This is a genomic window from Neobacillus jeddahensis, assembly GCF_000612625.1.
Classification (GTDB): domain Bacteria; phylum Bacillota; class Bacilli; order Bacillales; family Cytobacillaceae; genus Neobacillus; species Neobacillus jeddahensis.
Window position 1 is genome coordinate 1 of sequence record NZ_CCAS010000070.1, and the last position, 20,074, is coordinate 20,074.

A 20,074-nucleotide genomic window follows, 5' to 3' on the forward strand; every position below is an offset into this window, starting at 1 on the left:
AGCCGATAGGAAAGTATAACTTTCCAATCAGGCATAAGTGCAACTACGCCTCTGTCTTCGCCCTTAGGGGCTCGCCAGTCGGCGAGTTTTCTTTATAAAAAGATAATCTTGTTTCAGATTAGAGGAGGACTTGGAAAGCTTCAGTTGCTGTATAATTGAAACTATTGCGGCGAAATATCGTATACTATATAACAAAGATTAAAAGGAGTTGTAAAGGAATGTTCTTAGCAGAACTATCGCTGGAGGAGAAACAGGCGTTTCTTGAATTAGCGACACTAGTAGCCCGAATTGATGGCAATTTATCGATATTTGAGAACTCTATACTGAACAGATATCAAAGGGAAATGAAACTGGAGAACTACAACATTAAAGGTCTGGGGATTGAAGAAATCCTATCGATGTTCAAAAATGAACGCTCCAAATATATCGTTTTAGCTGAACTCTTTCAGTTAATCTATTCCGATGGCGTTTTTCATGAGCACGAAAGTAAATCGGTTCACCTGATCAAAACGCATTTTGGATTTGATGCCAATGAATTTGGAAGCTTTAAGGATTGGATCGATAAAATAAAAGAATTATCGGGGGCGCCTATTGACCGCTAATAGGTTATCTGAACTTATGCCACTACATGGATAGGACAAGCAATGCTCCTAGTTTTGCGCTACCGTTGAAAAAAGCATAAATTATAAAAGGAACCAGAACCAATTTATCTGATTCCGTGTAGTCGAGGTCTCTTATTCCTCGGCTTTTTTTTAATTGACTTAATCAAGGGGGGACTGCAGTTTCCGCAGTACCTCCCTCAATTTTTTTAAGGAGTGAATCCTCCCGATATAGCTATTCTTGATCTTCTGATCAGTGCTGACAAAGTGAATGGCATGCGAGAAGAAAAACTTCTTTTTACGAAACCGAATGTCCCGCCAATAGACGAAATACCCGGTCCTTCGTTTTTTAACAATTGGAAAAGCGTACATCGTACCGGCAAGAAAGTCTGAGATCGTCTGATCCTTTGTACTTTCAATTACGACATCTTTAAAGTTAATTTCCTTGGGGAGTGTATGGTCAATAAATAATTCATGATTGGAATAGGTCCCAAATAGAAAGTCTTCGTTTGTCTCAATGATGATATTCCACTTAAATAAATCAAGCCCGGGGATAAGTTTAATTTGTTCGGCATTTACAAAGTATGTTTCAAGGTACCGCTTCGTAAAGGTGGTGGACAGGGTTCGGTAGGCAAGATAGATAAATATGAATAGATAAATAATGAAAAAGGTTGTTCCTGCCGGATAGAAGATAAGCAAGCAAAATCCTAGAAAATGAATCGTTAAAATGTAAGGATCGATTAATGGGATGACCCCCAGAGCCACCCATTTTTGCGAAAACGGCTGGAGAATTTGCGTCCCGTGGACATTTAATAAATCAAACAGAACGTGGAGGATGACAGCTATAAATGTCCACAAAGCTAGATGTCTAAAATCGGCACTTGGAAAAAATACGCTAAGGATGCCTGATATGAGCAGACCCCATAAAGGAAGAATCAGAAGTGAATGCGACGGGCCGCGGTGATTCCGAAAATAACTTCCCTTGCCTTTTAATCGATACATATAGTCAAAATCAGGTGCATTGGAACCAATCACAGCACCGAACAGCACCGCTTGTGTGAGGCCGTGACTAGATGAGACGACAGGATCGAGCTGTGCCAGTGCACCAATGCCAAACCCGATAACAATATGTGAAAAAGTATCCATTCGCTCGCCTCCCTTATTTATTTTACTGTCTTGCTATAAGGATATGAAAGAATGTACCAATTTACGCTTATGGGCAAAATAGCCATTTGTTTAGTGGGAGGATGGAAAACCGCGATATGGCAAAGGTTCTCTTTCAAATAATGGGTTAAATGTCCGTTGAGGCATCAGCCAGAAAAAAGTGAAAGTGCACAGTGTGTCCTTTCACTTTTTTCTGGAAGTTATCCCTGTAGGACTCTTTCGATAAACCAGTACAATCCGATCACACTAATCATACTAGAAAGACTATAGACAGCCTTCCTTTGCCACTGCACTCTTCGAAGGGACCAAATCAATGGAATCATGATAATAAGTACAACGATTTGTCCAATTTCGACACCGAGGTTAAACGAAAAAAGTGGGAGTGTAAAGTGGCCTCCTAATTTTCCAATCAATAATTCGGCAAACCCAAAACCATGAATCAGTCCAAAGCTCAAGGCAACTAACCAGCGCCATTTGAAGGACTTCGCCCAAATATTTTCCACGGCAACGTAGATGATACTTAGGGCAATTAACGGTTCGATAATCCTGCCTGGAATGAATAAGGTCTCTGTCGCAGCCAGGGCTAAAGTGAGACAGTGTCCAATTGTAAAAGCAGTTAACGTTTTGACATAATCGCGATATGTCCCTTTTGCGAGAAGAAGCCCAAAGATAAAGAGTAAATGATCAATCCCCGACCAAATATGCTTCATCCCCATGAGCAGGTAATCGCCAAAACCTAGGATTTCACTTTGTGGAGCATTGGTTGCTGCCTTGACTCCCTCTTTTTCTCCTCCCTTTACGACCTTCCCTTGAAAAATATTCTTCTCCTTGGTAAATATTTTCTCGACTTTTTGGTCGCCATTATAAATGGTCATAAAATTTTGGTGGTTTACATCAATGTCTTTATAAAAAATAAAATAATCAATCTCGTACTCTTCTACAGGCTCCTCAAATACATAATCCAATTCAACCTGAATCATGGATAAATTTCCACGTTCTGCTAATGAAAGATGGGTAACCTGTACTTGTCCAGTTAACCCATTATTGATAATAGAGAAATTTTTAAAAATGAACTGCTCAATAGCTGGTTTTGCTTGGGCAAGTTCATCCTCCTGCATATATCCGTCTTGGTCCTGATCAATATTCAGGAGACCTCCCAATAGGTCAGCAAGTAAGAATAAATCAACCGTAACTTGCTTCCCTTTGATATGTACGTCAGAATAGCCAACTGACCCTGAATGGGCTTCTGCCAGCCGTGGCTGAATCATGGTAACTGTCATGAGTAACAGCAACAAAATGCAGACTATGAATTTTCCTTTAATAATCATCCACACATCCCCTTCATTCTATAAAGTAACTGCCCATCAACTGGATGGGATTTCCTACTCTATCATTCTAGTGATCAATCGTAAATGGAGTATAAAGCGAATGTAAAAATACCACTAAAAATAGATGTCAGTCATATTAAGAGCGTGTTTTTCTTTACAATAAATAAACAAAATTTTACGAAAATTAATATTGGATTAAAAGATGCTTAACAAATGTTACGTACAATTGAAAATGGTTGTGAATAAGGAGTGAAAAGGGGAAGCGTATGAGGAAGCGTAAGATAATGAAGAAAGTGAAAAAAACGTTCTTATTTGTATCTATGGCAATGATTCTATTATCAAATGCAAGTTTCACAGCATCCACTAAGAGAATTTATGCAGAGGAATTAACAAACGAAAATCAAGTTGTTGAGCCAGGGGTGACAGAACAGGCAGATACAGCAAAGCCGAGCAATGAAGAATCAACGCAAGGCGATGCAAGTGACACTAGTCAAACCGATCCGACTGAAACGGGGACGGTTGATTCCACAGAAACAGAACAAACGGAACCGGTTGCTCAGCCAGAAGAACCGGCAGCTACTACACAGCAAGCTAGCAAAGAATCAAGTCCAGTTGATTCTAGTACAACTCAAGCTAACAGTACAGCGCCAACATCGTTGGATCAGACATCTGCTACACAAGAATCGAATCTAGCAGAAGAAGATTACAACTTATTTCCTCAGCTTTTGATTACAGAGCTATCTCCCAATTCAAAGGGAGGCGGAACCGACTATTATGAGTATATAGAACTCTATAATAATAGTAATCAACCTATGTCATTAGCTAATAATTCGTTTATTTACAAATATACTGATACGGGTGTCGAGAAACCATTCGAAGTACCTGCTGTCACTATCGCGCCACAACAAACGATGGTTTACTGGTTTAACAATGGCGATAAAACATTAGCTGACTTTAATACTAATTATGGGCTTAGCTTAACTGCTGATCAGGTAGTTGATTTTAAGGATGTGTTCCCTGGATTTGCAAACGGGGGGAACCGTGCCCTGGTAATTAAAGACCAAGCTGGCAAGGAAATTATTTCGGCAAGCTTTTTAGGAACTGAAAATGATAACAACGGTGCCGGGATTGAATATAAATATCCAGCAACAGGAACGGAGATGGAAAAATATCGTGTATTGGCTGCTCCTACACCAGGAACGATGGAGACTTCACAAGTTCCAACAATACCGGTAACGGTTGATAATCCTCCAACTGACACGGTAGCACCTGTGGTTAAGCACACACCTGTGACGGAGGGTCATGCCTTTTCTGCGATTACGATTGAAGCGGACATTACCGATAACAAGGCAGTACAAAAGGCGACCGTTTATTATAAAAATGAGGGAGACACACAGTTTACTTCCTTGGAGATGAACACTCGCTCAGAAGATACAGCAAAGTATATGGTTGAGCTTCCGGGTCCAAGTGTAAAAGCCGATCTTACGTATTATATTGAAGCAACAGATGGTACAAATACGACAAAAACTGAGGAACATACAATTGCTGTGAAAGTAGAAGAAGATACATATAGTGACCTGCCTCTTCTTATTACGGAATTGTCACCGAATTCCACAGGAGCAGGAACAGATTACTACGAGTTTATTGAACTCTACAACAATACCAATAAATCTATGTCCCTTGATCAATATTCTTTTGTTTACCGCTATACAGATGGAAGTAAAGCAGATTTGCCATTCCAAGTTCCCAATACAACTGTTGAACCGCAGAAATCAGTGGTCTTGTGGTTTAATAATGGGGATAAAACATTAGCGGAATTTAATGGTAATTATGGTCTCGCATTATCTAGTACTCAAGTGATTGAATTTAAGGATATCTTTCCTGGATTCGCAAACACGGGAGGGCGCGCCCTGGTCATAACTGATAAAGCAGGAAATGAGATTGTTTCAGCCAGTTATTTAGGGACTGAGAACGATAACAACGGAAATGGGATTGAATACAAATTTCCTGCGTCAGGAACGATAATGGACAAATGGAAGGTATTAGCAGGTCCGACTGTAGGAACAATTGCTCCTGCTCAGGTTCCGACAAAACCAGTTAATCTTGATGAGCAGCCAAAGGATGAAGAAGCTCCTGTTATCACTCATACACCTGTTACGGAAAGCAATGATTTTACTGCAGTGAAAGTAGAAGCAATGATAACAGATAATAAGGCAGCCCCATTTGCTACTCTTTACTATAAACAAGAAGGTGAGGAGAGCTATACATCGCTATCCATGAATGCGAGCCAAGACGATCCCTCTCATTTTGCCGTAGAAATACCAGGTGCCATTGTGGAGTCGGATATTACTTACTATATCGAGGCTTCTGATGGGACAAATCATGCAAAAACGGATGAAATGATCATTAAAGTGAAGAAATCAGTTGTGGATTTTAATAAACTCCCAGCCTTCCTAGTTACAGAGGTAGTGCCCGATTCTACCAATGTTGGCTCAGCAGATGGATATGAATTTATTGAAGTCTATAACAATACGGATAAGGATGTTAACTTTAAAGATTATAAGCTTCAATACCGCTATGGGACGGACCCTACAACAGACGTGATTTGGCCTTCTGTACCAGATGATGTCGTGATTCCATCGAAGAAAACGCTTGTGTTTTGGATTATCAATGACCAGAATACAAATAAAACAGTGGCTGATTTCAATGAGAATTATGGAGCTGACTTAGTAGAAAATAAAGACATTGTGAAAATTTATAGTGCAGGAATGGCCAATGCTTCTGCAAGGGGCTTAGTAGTTGCGACGAATACCAAGAAAGAACTGGCCGTTTCTTACTATTATGATGAAGCCAATGTTGATGATACACAGCCTAATAAAGGAATTGTTTACAAATATCCTATTGATGGATCAACAAAACTGACAAAAATGGGTATAAAAACGGCAACCCCAGGGACAGTAGAAGCCTCCCAAGTACCAGTTCAACCGGTTCATTTAGAGGAAGATACGGTTAAACCAGTCATTGAAAACATGACCGGCGTTACAGAGGTGGATCAAAAGGATAACATCCACATTGTAGCAGATGCTTCTGATGATACAGGAGTCAAATCAGTGGGCTTATTTTACCGTACGAATACTCAATCCGAATTCAGTAAAGCACTGTTAGCAGAGGATTTCGATGATACAATGTATCACTATACGATTTACTCTCCAGAAATTGTCGGTAAGAAATATGTGGAATATTACTTTGTAGTATCAGATGGTGTACACGAGGTAACTAGCGATACGTACAAAATTACGATTAATAGTGAATATGATAATGCAGATCTCCGTTTAAATGTGAAAAATGGTGATATTCTTTCAAAAGAAAAGGTTCTGAAGGGCACTTCAAAGCTGGACTCACCTGATAAATTGAAATTATTCATTGATGGAGCTGAACAGAAAGAAAGTATTTACCAATCAGCAGAACATGAAGCCTATTTTGCTTTTGAGGTAAGTGGCGTAAATACCTTTTTCCAAAACGGAGTGACCATGGGCGATGATATCCTTCGCATTTTTGATGACGGAATTAATAATTGGGATACCATTACGGTACCACTTGATGCCGATCGTCTTAACTTAGGGGAAAATGTGATTACGGTTCGTGCAGGAAATAAGGCTTCACCATTTCAATTAGAGGAATCGGAAGAAAATCGCGATGACTTTAACATTCGCAATGCTCGATTAGTACTATCGGATGGAACGGTTTTAAGAGATCCAGCCAAAAGTGATCCAAACAAAACCTACGATATGGGTGATGATGGAACCTATCGTCCATTTGAAGATTTCACGTTTATTTTAGAAGAAGCGAATGCTCCTTCAAAAACGTACAAATGGGATACAACACAGGTATCAGATGGTGAACATGCTATCAAAGTTCAAGATTCAAATGATGAAGTGAGTGCCACGGTGAAAGTTGATAATACGGCACCAGTGATCACGACAAACATGGAGGATGGGAAGGATTATAAAGGTGCGTTTACCATTAAGGCAGAGGCAGCGGATGAAATTGCTGGGGTTCAAACTCTGCAAGTCAATTTAGATGGGGAAGACATCACGGTTCCTTACGATACAACTTCTTCAAGTCTGACTGCTGGTGAGCACATCCTAATTGTTACAGCGTTTGATAAGGTAGGAAACAAAGCTGCGAAAACGATCCATTTCACTGTACCAAATGAGAATCCGAATAAGCCTGAACTGGTTTCACCAGCAGATGGGGCAGAGACACCAGTGAATGGAAACCCTGCCCTAAAGGTCAAAGTAACGGACCCAACCAATGATGATTTGGCTGTTTCTTTCTATAAAGGGTTCCAATATGATGCCAGCAAGACAGCAAGTGTAAAATCATTTAAAAACGCAGCGGATACTGAGCCGCCGAAAACAATGGTTCCTGATGGTGAACAAGCCTTCACTAGTGAAGATATCTCACTTGTCTCACAAGAGGATCAACAATATTTAGTAACGGATTCTACTACGCAATTCCCGTACCAACGTTATGAAGTAACAGTGGATGACGCAGTGGATGAAACAGATCTTGTAGAATTAGATTGGAAAGGAAAGTCTTTGCCAGGCAGAAAAGTGTCCATGTATGCTTGGAACCATCACACCAATGACTGGTCGATGATTCAATATAAGATTGCCGGTCAGGAAGATTTCGAATTAAAAGGAAACGTGGCTGTTAGTGATTTTGTCAAGGATCACAAAATTAATGTCATGATTCAGGATGAAATCCCAACTTCACCTGATCAATATGATTATACGTTTGTATGGATGTCTGATACGCAATACTATGCCGAAAGCTATCCATGGATTTATGATCGAATGACAAAATGGATTGCTGAAAAGCAAAATGAGATGAAAATTAAATATGTGTTCCATACAGGTGATATCGTTGACGAAGCTGATAAGGAATACCAATGGCAGGATGCCGATAAATTCATGAAGGTGTTAGATGATAACAATATTCCATACGGTGTTCTAGCCGGTAACCATGATGTTGATCATAAAACAAGTGATTATACTCATTTCTCTCAGTGGTTTGGCGAAGATCGGTTCAAGGACAAGCCATACTACGGAGCTTCTTACAAGAACAATCGCGGTCACTATGACTTAATTTCGGCCAATGGAAATGACTACATTATGTTATATATGGGCTGGGGCGTACAAGATGAGGATATTCAATGGATGAGTAATGTATTGAAGCAGTATCCACACCGCAAAGCAATCTTAAACTTCCATGAGTATTTGCTTGTTTCTGGAAATCGCAGTCCGTTAGCCAATCGTATTTATAGTCAATTGGTTGAACCAAATAAAAATGTTATTGCCGTACTTAGTGGTCACTATCACGACTCTGAGACATTGATTGATCCAATCGATGATAATGGGGATGGGGTACCGGACCGTCAAGTCTACCAAATGCTTGGTGATTATCAAGGGGGACCTGAAGGCGGACAAGGATATATGAAGCTGCTTCATTTTGATCAGAAAAATAACAAGATAATTGTCAATACGTACTCGCCATATATGGACGATTATAATTTCTATGACCCAAGTGAATTTCCTGAAAAGGATGAACGGGATATAGATGTGGATCTTCAGCCGCAGCAGAAACGAGTGGCTACTGATTATTTTACGGTCAATATTTATACGGATTCGGAAATTGGCAAGGTAGAAAATGTTTCTAGCGGCTCTACTACTCAAACGGGATGGACAGGTTTAGCGGAGAATCAGTCTTATTCTTGGTACGCAGTAGCTGAAGATGGCTTTACTGGAAAAGCGATCTCGGACATTTGGACATTTACAAAAGGGAAGGATGAGAACCCAAGTATGCCTGACCCAGTTGATCCGGGCACAGGCCAGGGAAGTAATCCAGATGGGCCTAACGATCCAGGAAACACTTTACCTGATACGTCAACTCAAGGTGGATCTGGACAGGGGTATAATGAAAATGGAGTGATTCCTGTTCATGAAACGGGGCCTGGAGGCAGTCAGTTACCATTGACAGGAAGCAATATCTTTAATGCCTTACTCGCAGGGACTCTGCTTATCTTGATTGGCACGGGTACTTGGTGGGGGAGAAGAAGATATAGTGGAAAGTATCGTGGATAAATTCTAGTGCCCATTATACAAAGATCACGGTATCTCCCACGGGAGATGCCGTTCTTTGTGTGAAAGGAGAATCCGATATTGTCACGTGTTCTTTAATATGGACTCTTGTATAATAGGAATAAATGGCAAGGGAGAAAGGTGGCATTCTAGATGGAAAAGGCTATGGCAAGTGTTAAGGCGATTTTACTAGCAGACAATCCGGACACATTTGTGACGAGACGAATTTCTGAAGTGAATCTTGAATTTGGTGGTATCAAGGGGGATCGTCATTTTGGATTAACCAGTAAGGCGGATTCGAGACAACCGATGTATCCACGCGGAACGGCAATCTGGAATCGCCGGCAAATCACAATTGTGGCAGAGGAAGAATTGGCTAAGATTGCCGAAATATTAGGAGTGGAAGCAGTAAAGCCTGAGTGGCTCGGTGCGAATCTGTTGGTGAGTGGATTCCCGGATTTAACCAAATTGACGATCGGCTCACGGATTCTTTTTCCAAGTGGGGCTGCGTTAATCTGTATGGGGGAAAATCAGCCATGCACTCTACCAGGTGAAGAAATACAAAAGCATTACGAAAATCATGAGAAGCTGGCTGTCCGTTTTGTGAAAGCGGGGTATAAACGGCGAGGAGTTGTTTGTGCCGTCGAAGTACCTGGACCGATTCAGGAAACGGATAGAGTGGAAATTCTGATCAACAACTATCAAAATCCCATGCAATAAGTGGGGTGAAATAAGAACCGCTGCACATAAACTTGATCGCGAATTGAGCGGAATCATGGTGAGTTGAAATCAATTTTTTAGAAGTAGATCTTCAGAGAAAACAGACAGGGAAGTAGAAGTAGAGCACGACTACATCTACATCTACTTATTCATAGAAACCAACTTTGATAGTAGATGTAGAACCTGTCCGTATCAACCTGAAAAATTGTCTAGCTCCTAGCACCAATTAGCTTTTGAATCACAAGGTTGGTCAAATTAGGAACGATTTCGAGCGAATAGGTCATTTCCATTCGCTCCAATTTCTTGTGAGCATCTAATCCATATGGGCCAATGTTGATCACCGGTACATTGATCTCACGGATGTCTTGAAAATTAATGTAGTGTTTTGCGCCCCAGCTCGGATTGTTAGCAGAAACAGCCTGAATGCCTTCCTCCTCATCACTAAGGGCCACGAAGCTCATATCCGAGATATAGGGGAAGAAATTCCGCGTCACTATCGGATACGGATAAGCCGGTTGAATTTCTTCCACCGCTCGATCCAATGCCTCGATTAAGTTACGTTCGTCCGGCGTCTTCCCGGTTAATTCAATTCTTGGTGAGTAGAGGGAGGAATAAAATAAGATCATTGCCGGGCTTTGATCCTTCATCCATTTCCAAGCCTCCTCGACAACTCGAGCGGCAAACATACGAGAATCTAATTCCTTATTAGTTACCAACTGCTCTTTAAATACCTTCATGTGGGCACTAAACCTCTCTCCATGCTCCACAATCAAATTTTGTTCCATTTCTTCATAGGTGAACACTCGAGGCTTCCATGGGTGCTGAAGATAGGGTTCCCAACTCATCACGCAATACTGCTTATACCTTTCCTCAAAAGAAGTAAGGGCGTTGGAAAAGGCAGTGAACGCATGCTCTTTTAACTTTTCCAGCACATCCTTCGGCGACCATGAATGGATGAAGAAATTATAATAAACATAGGCTGACAAAGCTGTTTGCACGGTATAGGACGGTTTTAAATCAGTTTGCTTTAAAGAGACGGGCGGGACAGTTGTTTCTCCAAAAGCCTCGTTACACAATTCAGGGTTATAATTGATTTGCTTTGTGAGCTCCGCAGCAAGAAAATTAGGATCTAGTCCTTCAAAAGCCGAGCCGACATGTGTTTCTGCGCCCGTTATAAAGAAAGATGGCAGAAGCTTTCCGACCGTTCCCTTATAGATATAGCGATTTTCGTCGCCTTCATAGCGGGGCGAAACAAAATCGGCATTAATCGCGGCCACATAGTCAAAACCATGCTCCTTTTTCCAACGTATTAAGGTTTTTAAAGCGGACAGGATTCCATGCGAACTATCTTCCTCGTCACACTCGGCTAAGAAAACAATGTTTCCATCTAGCTTCTCGGGATGTTCGGCATAATAGTTTAAGAGATAAAGATGGCTGGCCACCCCGCTTTTCATATCGAGGACACCGCGGCCAAATAGCCAGTTACCTGAATGAAGGTGTTCTTTCGCTGAGTCAGACATTTGTTCATTTTTCAAAGCCTCCATCAGTTCCTCAGGAAAACAGGCTTGTTCTTTTAATTGATTAAAATCATCAATCCCGACCGTATCGATATGGCCCATTAAGATCACTGTACGGCTGCTCGTTCCCCTCGTCCCTTTTACGAAGGCCAAGACATTATAACGCTTTTGATCATCATTTAGTGTCTGTTCAATCGTGATGTAGCTTGGATTTTGTGAGAAATAGGGTGAAGAAGACAGGCTTGTAAATAATGACTGGGCAATGACTGCTTCACCCGGTGTGTTCACCACACTTTTCATGTTAACGAGTTGGTTGGTGAATGCTAGGATCTCCTCCCGACATGGCAACATATGCTAGACCCCTTTTTTTTAGAAAAATTTGTATTTTACAAAAATGTAGCTCATGAGAGGAAAATCGTCAAGTTTTATGAGTGAGGTTCAGTGGAACTACTGTCTAATAGAGGCCATCCCTGTGTAAAGACAAAAGTCGTAGGGAGAAATTAGTAGTCAGATGGATGTCGAAATTTGTTGTTTTGTGTCGAATTTGCTCATATAATAAACTAGCAATTACTAAAAATTTAATAGGTAAGTAGAAGGTGTTTATGGATACTGATACAGTAGTTATTACAGGTTATGGGATTAAAGCACCGGGAATCAATAATATAAATCAATTTAAAGATGTGATAGAAACGGGTACATGTACCCAAGAAATACTACATGGACGGGGTCATAACGGTTCTAATATTGTCTGTGGAGTCGTTCATGAAGAGTTAGATTCTATTTCAGGCCAAAATTATAAAAGATACCCCCGCTCGAGTAAGCTTGGAATTGCCGCAGCTGAAGAGGCTTTTACTATGGCAAAACTGACAAACACCGAATCCGCCCGAATTGCTGTCATCATGGGGACATCTGGTGGTGGCATCTTAGAGGTTGAACAGTATGCGAACCATGACAATAATCTAAAAAAGATCCCCTTACACTATGTATCTCTTGGGGATTCACATACTTTATCTGCAGCGATTATCAAACACTTAGATATTAATGGACAGGCTTATACCATCACAACTGGTTGCACGGCAAGCCTAGATGCGATCCTGATGGGAAAAATGTTTTTAGAAGCGGGTTACGCGGATATCTGTATTGTGGGTGGTTCTGATGCATTACTTGGTGATTGGATAACCTATGGGTTCTTAAAGACAGCTAATATTGCTGAAAATATTGAGATCGCAGAAACTGGGGTCCCTTTTTCTAAATCCCATAAAGGTTTTGTTAAAGCTGAAGGCTCTGCAGTCGTTATTATGGAACGGAAAAAGGACGTTGAAGGCAGAGGGGCAAAAATATGGGGCCATGTCAAAGGGGCTTCTTCGAACAATGAGGGGCTTAGCCTCTTACGGTCTGATGAAACGGGTAGATCAATGATAGCAGCATTAAAGGGTGCTGTAGGGGATGTAATCCCAACCTATGTAAATAGTCAAGCACTGGGACTCATTCAGAATGACACTGTGGAGTACATTACTCATCAACATTTATTTGGCTCTGCTGTTCCGATTACCTCTATTAAAGGCATGATCGGGCATACCTTTGGTTCAATGGGTGCCATTCAAGTGGTTTCCTCATTACTCAGTATTGAACATGGATTTATTCCTCCCACGATCAAGACCAATGGGGACGGCTTTGAGGACCTGCCCATTGTTTTTGAAACAAAGTATCAAAACGTAGAAAGTGTTGCTATAACGAACCACGGAATGAGCGGCAATAATACTTGTCTACTTATTACAAAAGAAGATTGAGGAAATAGCTATGATTTTTCTATTAATGCTTTCTTTTTCATTGTTTCCCTTAGCAGCAGGGGTGGCAACGATTTATATTTTAGGTAGAACCAATTTATCGAAATTTTTATTTCTCTTTTTTATTTTTACTTCCTTTTGGCAAATTGATTCTTCGATATTACATGCAAGTGAATTTCTTTCAGTGACAGAGATAGACTTCTTCTTTCGATTCTTTCGGTTTGGTTCGATTCTATTAGCGCCAACATTATTTACGATCATCTATGTGGCCATCAATCAAACATCCGATTTATTGGAGTCAAGGATATTAAAATATGTGATGACGAAACAAATGATAATAATCCTATATTCTTGTTCTCTATTTGTTTATCTGATTGGTTGGGGCGAAAAGGGGATTACTAGCTTCGAATGGGTTAAATCAGTTGGTTTGGCTAAAATAAGCTTTTTCTATCCCATCTATGGTGAGTGGTCATGGCTATTTATTCTGAATCTCTTACTTTTTATTATTATAATCGTTATGTCGTTAGTGATATGTTTGAAGTTAATAGATTCTGAAATTAAGGCTTTCTTACAATATTTTATTCTTATTACGACAATTGGATATTGTATTGGCGTAATGAATATGTTTAAAGACTTTATTTTATTGCCAAGCAGTATTGCCGTCTTATTTTTATCGGTTGGAATTGTGATCCCGGTTACTAGAATGCACAAAAAAATAATTGTGAAAATGAATAATGCCCTCATTGATCAAAAAGAATTTCTCCATAGAATAATCGATTTAAATCCAAGCTATATTTACGCTAAAAGTGATGATGGAAGATATACATTAACCAATCAAGCGTATGGAATGTTATTCGGGGTAGAGTCCGAGGACCTGATAGGAAATTATGAAATTGATTATAATCCTGATGTAAACAAGGCAAAAATGAATGCTAGTGAAGATCACGAGGTTTTAGCCACATTTCAAGAAAAACTTATCCTTGAGGATGAGATTGTCGATGCGAATGGGAATAGGAGATGGATCCAAACCATTAAATTGCCAATTGTCTCGTCTGGAGAGAAACAAGTTCTTTGTGTCGCCACGGATATAACGCAGCGGAAAACACATGAAAAAAGGATTGAATGGCAAGCCCTTCATGATACGCTTACAGGTCTGCCTAATCGACGTGCCTTTAATCAGGAATTAGTGCAACGAATTCAACAGGCAAAGAAGAATCACGAAAATGTGGCCGTTGTATTTTTAGATTTAGATCGTTTTAAGATTATTAATGATACCCTTAATCATGAAAATGGTGATCTTTTATTAAAAAAGGTAGCGAAACGATTAAATAAAGTTGTCGTTGATATGCTGACGGATTATGCTGTTTACAGACTAGGCGGCGATGAATTCACCTTTATATTATCTGGAGCAACGAAAGAAGAAACGACTATTTTTGTTCAAAGTATTATTTCCGTTTTTAAAAAGTCATTTACATTAGAAAATCATGAGCTTTTTGTTACTTCAAGCATGGGGATTAGTATGTACCCAGCTGATGGTGATAGTCCCGAGCTCTTAATTAAAAATGCGGATATTGCGATGTACTCTTCAAAAGAAAGTGGCAAAAATGCCTATACGTTTTTTTCACATGAGATGAATGAAAATTATCGGCAAAAGATGGTTCTTGAAGAGGCCTTGCGTAAAGGGTTGGAATTAGACGAATTTATTATCCACTATCAGCCCAAAATTGATATTGATACGAATACCATTGTTGGAATGGAAGCATTAATAAGGTGGGCTAGTTCCGATTTAGGAATGGTATCCCCTGGTACATTTATTCCGTTAGCAGAAGAAACTGGTCTGATTTTACCTATAGGTGAATGGGTTTTAAAAACCTCTTGCTTACAAAATAAACGATGGCAGGAACAAGGATTTCGACCTATACCGATTTCGGTCAATATTTCGATGCGGCAATTTTCTGAGGGAAACTTCGTTGAGACCGTTAAGAGAATTTTAGATGAGACAGAGCTAGATCCTAACTATTTGGAACTGGAGATTACAGAGAGTATTTCTATGTCGAATATTGAGTCTGTTATCTCTAAACTGCAGGATTTAAAGAAATTAGGCATCGCCATATCCATTGATGATTTTGGGACGGGTTACTCGTCTTTAAATTATTTAAAGAGATTTCCAATTGATACGCTTAAAATAGATCAATCATTTGTGAGGGATATTAGAAGAAACGCAGGTAACCGTGCGATCGTTAAGACGATTATCTCAATGGCTAATAATCTGGATCTCGATGTGATCGCCGAGGGCGTGGAGACAGAAGCAGAATTAAAATTCCTGAAGGAAAATAGCTGTAAAAAGGTGCAAGGATATTTTTTCAGCCAGCCTTTAACAAAGGAAGAGTTTGAACAGAATTACTTCATTTAATGAGAAAATTAATCTCAAATCGAGTGTGTCAGTGCACTCGGTTTTTTTTATGAATAAATTTTTAAAAAATGACGCATTTGTAATTATGCCAGAAAAAAGACGCCGAAAAGGAGGCGCCTTTTAGTTCTGTTCCGAAATCACCATTGAAAGCAACAAAGCAAGAATCAGAGCTTCCAAGCAGGAAAGTCTAGGTCTTCTTTATCTTTTTCATAATTTTTCATTCTTGAGTATGAGTTTCCTAGTTTATTGACGATGTACCCTTGGGGACTTGTGGTTTCAACTTTACCGGTTAATTCTTCTAATTTAATCTTTGCAAACATGTTGGCGACCATAGCTAAACTTTCAATCGTATCCATTAATTCAGGCTTATCACTGTTGTATCTTTTAGCGATGGAGTAAATATAATCAAGTCTATTTCTAATATGCTTTAGCGTTTCAATCTCAAATGGATCCTGTCCCTGTTTCATAATATTCCACTCCTTACCAATAAACATATGCACTTCGTTTAGATATGGAACCTAATGAAACAAATAAATATTTATATTCACAAAACGGCCGCCTAAGATACAAGCTCTCTGACAATGATTGAGATGCGGCGCAAACCGTCTTCTTCTTGTATGGCTTCCAATCGATTGAGAACATTGAGTGTGCTCCTTACTAGAGTATTTTCTTTATTATAGTATTTGGTTGGTTTGGAATCCATCCAATTGGTTGGAGACATCGGTGAAGTTTCCATTTACACTTAAGATAGTTTGATAGATTGTAAGGAAGGAATGAACAATCGATGCTTGAACCATTTATTCATGGGTTTATATTGGCGTTTGGACTTATCTTGCCGCTTGGGGTGCAAAATGTGTTTGTGTTTAATCAGGGGGTGCTCCAACCGCGTTTTACTAAAGCATTGCCTGTTATTGTCACAGCTGCCTTGTGTGATACCTTTTTAATTACCGTCTCCGTTCTCGGTGTGTCGTTGCTCATCCTCAGTTCATTTTGGATAAAAGCGATTTTGATCGGAGCAGGGGTGATCTTTTTAGTTTATATGGGCTGGACCGCTTGGAGAAGTGAACCAAGTCAGGATCGAGAGGCTGTGGCGAAGTCGTTTTCGGTAAAGAAGCAGGTGCTGTTTGCCTCGTCTGTGTCGTTGCTGAATCCGCATGCGATTATGGATACCATAGGGGTGATTGGGACGAGTTCCGTTGCCTATCACGGGGAAGAAAAGGTCATGTTTGCTGGGGCTTGCATCCTTGTATCTTGGGCTTGGTTTACTGGACTTGCCTTAGCAGGCAGGCTCAGCGGGAAGCTGGATCATTCCGGAAGGTTCATGCTCGCTCTGAATAAAATTTCAGCTGTGGTCATGTGGGGAGCGGCCGTATACCTGGTGCTTTCTTTATTTTAAGGCGAATGATACCCATGCGGCTGGAAAAAAAGGAAAAGCGGTAATCATAAGGGGCGTATGATGCCCCCTGGAGCAAGAAAAAAGGAAGAATGGTAACCGTAGGGGGCTTATGATGACCATGTGGCTGGAAAAAAAGGAAGAATGGCAACCATAGAAGGCGACCGATGCCCGTGACTCTTCAAAAAAGAAAGGAACATTGCAAACTGGGGGTCTTTTATTCAAATTCTAGGATTAAGCAGGGGAAGAGCAGAAATGTTGACACGTTTAACTGTAAAAATTATTATTACAGTAAGCTGTTTGAGGAAGGAGAGATCATCATGAAAAGTGACTTTACCATTGCGGTCCATAGTTTAGTATATCTCGCCTATCTTCCCGATCACATGGCTAGTAGTGACGTCATCGCAAGAAGTGTTTGTACAAACTCAGCGAGGATTCGAAAAATAATGAGTGACCTGCGAAATCATGGCTTTGTGAAAACAAAGGAAGGGGTCGGGGGCGGTTATTTGCTCGATCGGGATCCTCAGGAGGTAACATTGGCTGACATTTATCGAATTGTTTCAAAGGGAACACTTAAACCTAATTGGTGTACGGGAGACCCCGAAGACAAGTGTTTAGTTTCATCCAAAACCCAAGTGGTGATGGATCAAATTTTTCATGATGCTGAAGAATATTTAGAAAAGTATTATGAAAAAATGACCATCCAAATGGTTCTTAGGAAAATAAAGCAGTGTGAAAGTGACTAATTTTCTTTTCTTTCATATAATCTGTATATATTTTTATTACAGTAGTGAACGATAAAAATGAAACTGAGGTGACGAAAGATGACATTATTGAATGTGGAACAAGGTGATTGGGTGCAGGGGAGATCGCGTGAAGGTGCATTAGTACATGGCTATGTTAAGAGAGAAAACGTGGCGCAGGGGCTGCTAAAGGTCGCCGTCATTGAAAGCGATCAAGAGGAGCTCATCGGCAAAGCGATCTGGATCTTAACTAAATCAGTCAAAAAACTGTCGATGGTTCCAAATCATAATGAGGCTGAATTATTGTCATTGATTGATATCGCCTTGGTGACCAAGGATGAGCAATGGTTTACGGAATTATCGGAAGCCCTACGCTCAATTCAAACGAAATCAAAAGGCTATGCCCACCATGCCAATACAGAAAACAAACCAAATAGGATAGCGGATATCGATACAAAAGCAAATTTTTAAAAGGGGATTGTCTGGCGTTAAAAGTGGCAAACTATCTGACGGTAACCATGCTTTTTATAAGAATTAGGAGGTAATGAATGATGGATAAAACAGCTAAGAAGGATGAGGTTCTACAGGCATTTCAATTTCGGCATGCGACGAAAAGGTTTGATGCTGACCGGATTATTTCATCCGAAGACTTTGATTATATCCTTGAAGCAGGCAGATTGTCTCCTAGTTCCTTTGGTTTTGAAGGGAACTCGATGAGGTTGTAAAGTGGATCAGGTAAGTCTGCTCTATAACATATATCCTTCCTTGTGATTACCATTCATGTTAAAATACGGAGAATGCCCCCTGCATGTAAAAATGGAGGGTTCTTTTTATTGAAATAATCATTTGGAGGAACAAACGCTAATGTCAAATCTACCTAATTGCCCTAAATGTCAGTCTGAATATACGTATGAAGATGGAAGTCTGTTGGTATGTCCTGAATGTGCCCATGAGTGGACGCTAGAGTCAGGGGCGCCAGAGGCGGAAGAACAACGGACTTACAAGGATGCCAATGGGAAAATCCTTACCGACGGCGATACAGTTACGATCATTAAAGACCTAAAAGTAAAAGGAAGTTCATCCGTCTTAAAAGTCGGCACAAAGGTGAAAAATATCCGTTTAGTCGATGGAGATCATGATATCGACTGTAAAATTGACGGCTTCGGTGCGATGAAGTTGAAATCTGAATTTGTGAAAAAGGTATAAAAATTGAGCTAGGCCCACTGCCTGGCTCAAATTTTTTTCTCATGTGAATCTAGATCACCCGTACACTTCTCTCTAAAATTACAGCTCAGACATTTTTTAGAGGCATTCATGGCAAAATGCTCGATCCCAATCGGTTTATTTTTCACAGGATCGTCTAGATAGTGGAGCATATGATAGATACTGTCATTCATTAATTGCTGAGCAGCGCTGATTTCAAATTCCGTTAAGGCATATTCTCGGCTTTTTCCTGTCAGCAAGTATTCATTGCGTACAATGATGTCCTCAACGGGAATGTCATGCTCTCTTGAAAGGAACAGAGCATAAAAGGCCAACTGCTTACGGTCATCCTCCGATTCTTTCCCCGTTTTCCAATCGACGACAATCCATTTATCCTGACTGACATCTTTATAGACGAAGTCGAGGACAACAAAGACATCGACACCGTTGACCTCAAAGGTTTGGAAATCCTCGGAATAGAGGACATGCATCTCGAGCTTTGTCAGGATATCTTGATAGGTTTTACTGCTGAAAAAGTTTTGCACACACAGAGTGAGCTTCGTTTTCGCAGTCGTAATCACATCGGGACTAAGCCCATGATCATAATAGATTTCATGCAGCATTTGGTAGCGCTTTGGCTTATTCACCCAGAGGTGTCTGGACTTGGTGGAGTCGAGGTACGCCTTATTCAGGCTTTGTGTAACCAGCGTGATCATTTCTGCTTCCGTTAATAGGCCTTTCTCAGTGAGGAATCGTTTCAACTGCCAATCAATGACTTTATGAATCGTATCCCCTAATAGAAGGGGGATATTTTTGAGATTCTTCAGACGATAGGCTGATTTGTTTTCTTCTGCGGCATCATATAACCAACCATTGTGAGATTCGTAGTATTGATGATAGTACTTGCGAGTACAGTCCAAGAATGTTTTATGTCTAGAGTTGGACCAAGAAAATTCAGGGTAGTCACGGTGTACATACATAAATAAATCCTCCTAGAATCTCATTGTAACAGATTTAGGGGGCCTGTCCCCCACCCGATTAATGCATTAACTGGGTGGGGGACA

14 protein-coding genes and 1 pseudogene are annotated in these 20,074 nt (G+C 40.3%); 10 read left to right on the plus strand and 5 right to left on the minus strand.

Annotated features, from left to right (window positions below; genetic code table 11):
- Positions 1–218 precede the first annotated feature (218 nt).
- Positions 219–602: a hypothetical protein gene (locus tag TY15_RS20200; protein ID WP_052353855.1), complete on the plus strand. Its 384-nt coding sequence runs from the start codon at positions 219–221 to the stop codon at positions 600–602.
- Between the two features lie 159 nt (positions 603–761).
- Here TY15_RS20200 and TY15_RS20205 read toward each other — a convergent pair whose 3' ends face one another.
- Entirely contained in the window at positions 762–1,745 is a 984-nt protein-coding gene (locus TY15_RS20205) for a metal-dependent hydrolase (RefSeq protein ID WP_040205816.1), read from the minus strand.
- A 218-nt stretch (positions 1,746–1,963) separates the two neighbouring features.
- Entirely contained in the window at positions 1,964–3,091 is a 1,128-nt protein-coding gene (locus tag TY15_RS23355) for a HupE/UreJ family protein (protein WP_052353856.1), read from the minus strand.
- 284 nt (positions 3,092–3,375) lie between these two features.
- Between TY15_RS23355 and TY15_RS20215 the strand changes: the two genes are divergently transcribed.
- Both TY15_RS20215 and TY15_RS20220 read left to right on the plus strand, forming a co-directional pair.
- Positions 3,376–9,237 carry a lamin tail domain-containing protein gene (locus tag TY15_RS20215; protein ID WP_042375356.1) on the plus strand — a complete coding sequence of 1,954 codons (5,862 nt, stop codon included), beginning with the start codon at positions 3,376–3,378 and terminating at the stop codon, positions 9,235–9,237.
- Between the two features lie 150 nt (positions 9,238–9,387).
- Positions 9,388–9,954 carry an MOSC domain-containing protein gene (locus TY15_RS20220; protein WP_040205817.1) on the plus strand — a complete coding sequence of 189 codons (567 nt, stop codon included), beginning with the start codon at positions 9,388–9,390 and terminating at the stop codon, positions 9,952–9,954.
- 209 nt (positions 9,955–10,163) lie between these two features.
- Here the strand turns inward: TY15_RS20220 and TY15_RS20225 are convergent, their stop codons facing one another.
- Positions 10,164–11,822 carry a M20/M25/M40 family metallo-hydrolase gene (locus TY15_RS20225; RefSeq protein ID WP_040205819.1) on the minus strand — a complete coding sequence of 553 codons (1,659 nt, stop codon included), beginning with the start codon at positions 11,820–11,822 and terminating at the stop codon, positions 10,164–10,166.
- 251 nt (positions 11,823–12,073) lie between these two features.
- On the opposite strand from TY15_RS20225, the gene TY15_RS20230 reads away from it, so the two are divergent.
- Together TY15_RS20230 and TY15_RS20235 are read left to right on the plus strand one after the other, a co-directional pair.
- Complete coding sequence (locus TY15_RS20230; RefSeq protein ID WP_052353857.1) at positions 12,074–13,261, plus strand: beta-ketoacyl synthase N-terminal-like domain-containing protein; 1,188 nt, start codon at positions 12,074–12,076, stop codon at positions 13,259–13,261.
- Between the two features lie 10 nt (positions 13,262–13,271).
- The gene (locus tag TY15_RS20235; RefSeq protein WP_052353858.1) at positions 13,272–15,671 is read left to right on the plus strand and encodes a putative bifunctional diguanylate cyclase/phosphodiesterase; all 2,400 of its coding nucleotides are present in this window, start codon (positions 13,272–13,274) and stop codon (positions 15,669–15,671) included.
- 164 nt (positions 15,672–15,835) lie between these two features.
- Here TY15_RS20235 and TY15_RS20240 read toward each other — a convergent pair whose 3' ends face one another.
- Positions 15,836–16,138, minus strand: a complete 303-nt coding sequence (locus TY15_RS20240; protein WP_042375359.1) for a hypothetical protein — start codon at positions 16,136–16,138, stop codon at positions 15,836–15,838.
- 317 nt (positions 16,139–16,455) lie between these two features.
- Between TY15_RS20240 and TY15_RS20245 the strand changes: the two genes are divergently transcribed.
- From TY15_RS20245 to TY15_RS20260, 5 genes and pseudogenes are all read left to right on the plus strand, one after another.
- Positions 16,456–17,067 carry a LysE/ArgO family amino acid transporter gene (locus TY15_RS20245; RefSeq protein WP_040205824.1) on the plus strand — a complete coding sequence of 204 codons (612 nt, stop codon included), beginning with the start codon at positions 16,456–16,458 and terminating at the stop codon, positions 17,065–17,067.
- Positions 17,068–17,384: 317 nt separating this feature from the next.
- The gene (locus tag TY15_RS20250; RefSeq protein WP_040206246.1) at positions 17,385–17,810 is read left to right on the plus strand and encodes an RrF2 family transcriptional regulator; all 426 of its coding nucleotides are present in this window, start codon (positions 17,385–17,387) and stop codon (positions 17,808–17,810) included.
- Between the two features lie 78 nt (positions 17,811–17,888).
- Positions 17,889–18,278 (plus strand): IDEAL domain-containing protein, encoded by a 390-nt coding sequence (locus TY15_RS20255; RefSeq protein ID WP_040205825.1) that lies wholly within the window; start codon positions 17,889–17,891, stop codon positions 18,276–18,278.
- A gap of 77 nt (positions 18,279–18,355) precedes the next feature.
- A pseudogene (locus TY15_RS23835) lies at positions 18,356–18,511 on the plus strand (nitroreductase family protein); the annotation flags it as partial.
- Between the two features lie 160 nt (positions 18,512–18,671).
- Positions 18,672–19,013 (plus strand): zinc ribbon domain-containing protein YjdM, encoded by a 342-nt coding sequence (locus TY15_RS20260; protein WP_040205827.1) that lies wholly within the window; start codon positions 18,672–18,674, stop codon positions 19,011–19,013.
- 26 nt (positions 19,014–19,039) lie between these two features.
- On the opposite strand, the gene TY15_RS20265 is transcribed toward TY15_RS20260, so the two are convergent.
- Positions 19,040–19,990, minus strand: coding sequence for a PD-(D/E)XK nuclease family protein (locus TY15_RS20265; protein ID WP_040205828.1), 951 nt, complete (start codon positions 19,988–19,990; stop codon positions 19,040–19,042).
- Positions 19,991–20,074: the final 84 nt, after the last annotated feature.

Coding starts and splice junctions, on each gene's coding strand:
- TY15_RS20200 (WP_052353855.1), top strand. CDS start 219: ATGTTCTTAGCAGAACTATCGCTGGAGGAGAAACAGGCGTTTCTTGAA.
- TY15_RS20205 (WP_040205816.1), bottom strand. CDS start 1,745: ATGGATACTTTTTCACATATTGTTATCGGGTTTGGCATTGGTGCACTG.
- TY15_RS23355 (WP_052353856.1), bottom strand. CDS start 3,091: ATGATTATTAAAGGAAAATTCATAGTCTGCATTTTGTTGCTGTTACTC.
- TY15_RS20215 (WP_042375356.1), top strand. CDS start 3,376: ATGAAGAAAGTGAAAAAAACGTTCTTATTTGTATCTATGGCAATGATT.
- TY15_RS20220 (WP_040205817.1), top strand. CDS start 9,388: ATGGAAAAGGCTATGGCAAGTGTTAAGGCGATTTTACTAGCAGACAAT.
- TY15_RS20225 (WP_040205819.1), bottom strand. CDS start 11,822: ATGTTGCCATGTCGGGAGGAGATCCTAGCATTCACCAACCAACTCGTT.
- TY15_RS20230 (WP_052353857.1), top strand. CDS start 12,074: ATGGATACTGATACAGTAGTTATTACAGGTTATGGGATTAAAGCACCG.
- TY15_RS20235 (WP_052353858.1), top strand. CDS start 13,272: ATGATTTTTCTATTAATGCTTTCTTTTTCATTGTTTCCCTTAGCAGCA.
- TY15_RS20240 (WP_042375359.1), bottom strand. CDS start 16,138: ATGAAACAGGGACAGGATCCATTTGAGATTGAAACGCTAAAGCATATT.
- TY15_RS20245 (WP_040205824.1), top strand. CDS start 16,456: ATGCTTGAACCATTTATTCATGGGTTTATATTGGCGTTTGGACTTATC.
- TY15_RS20250 (WP_040206246.1), top strand. CDS start 17,385: ATGAAAAGTGACTTTACCATTGCGGTCCATAGTTTAGTATATCTCGCC.
- TY15_RS20255 (WP_040205825.1), top strand. CDS start 17,889: ATGACATTATTGAATGTGGAACAAGGTGATTGGGTGCAGGGGAGATCG.
- TY15_RS20260 (WP_040205827.1), top strand. CDS start 18,672: ATGTCAAATCTACCTAATTGCCCTAAATGTCAGTCTGAATATACGTAT.
- TY15_RS20265 (WP_040205828.1), bottom strand. CDS start 19,990: ATGTATGTACACCGTGACTACCCTGAATTTTCTTGGTCCAACTCTAGA.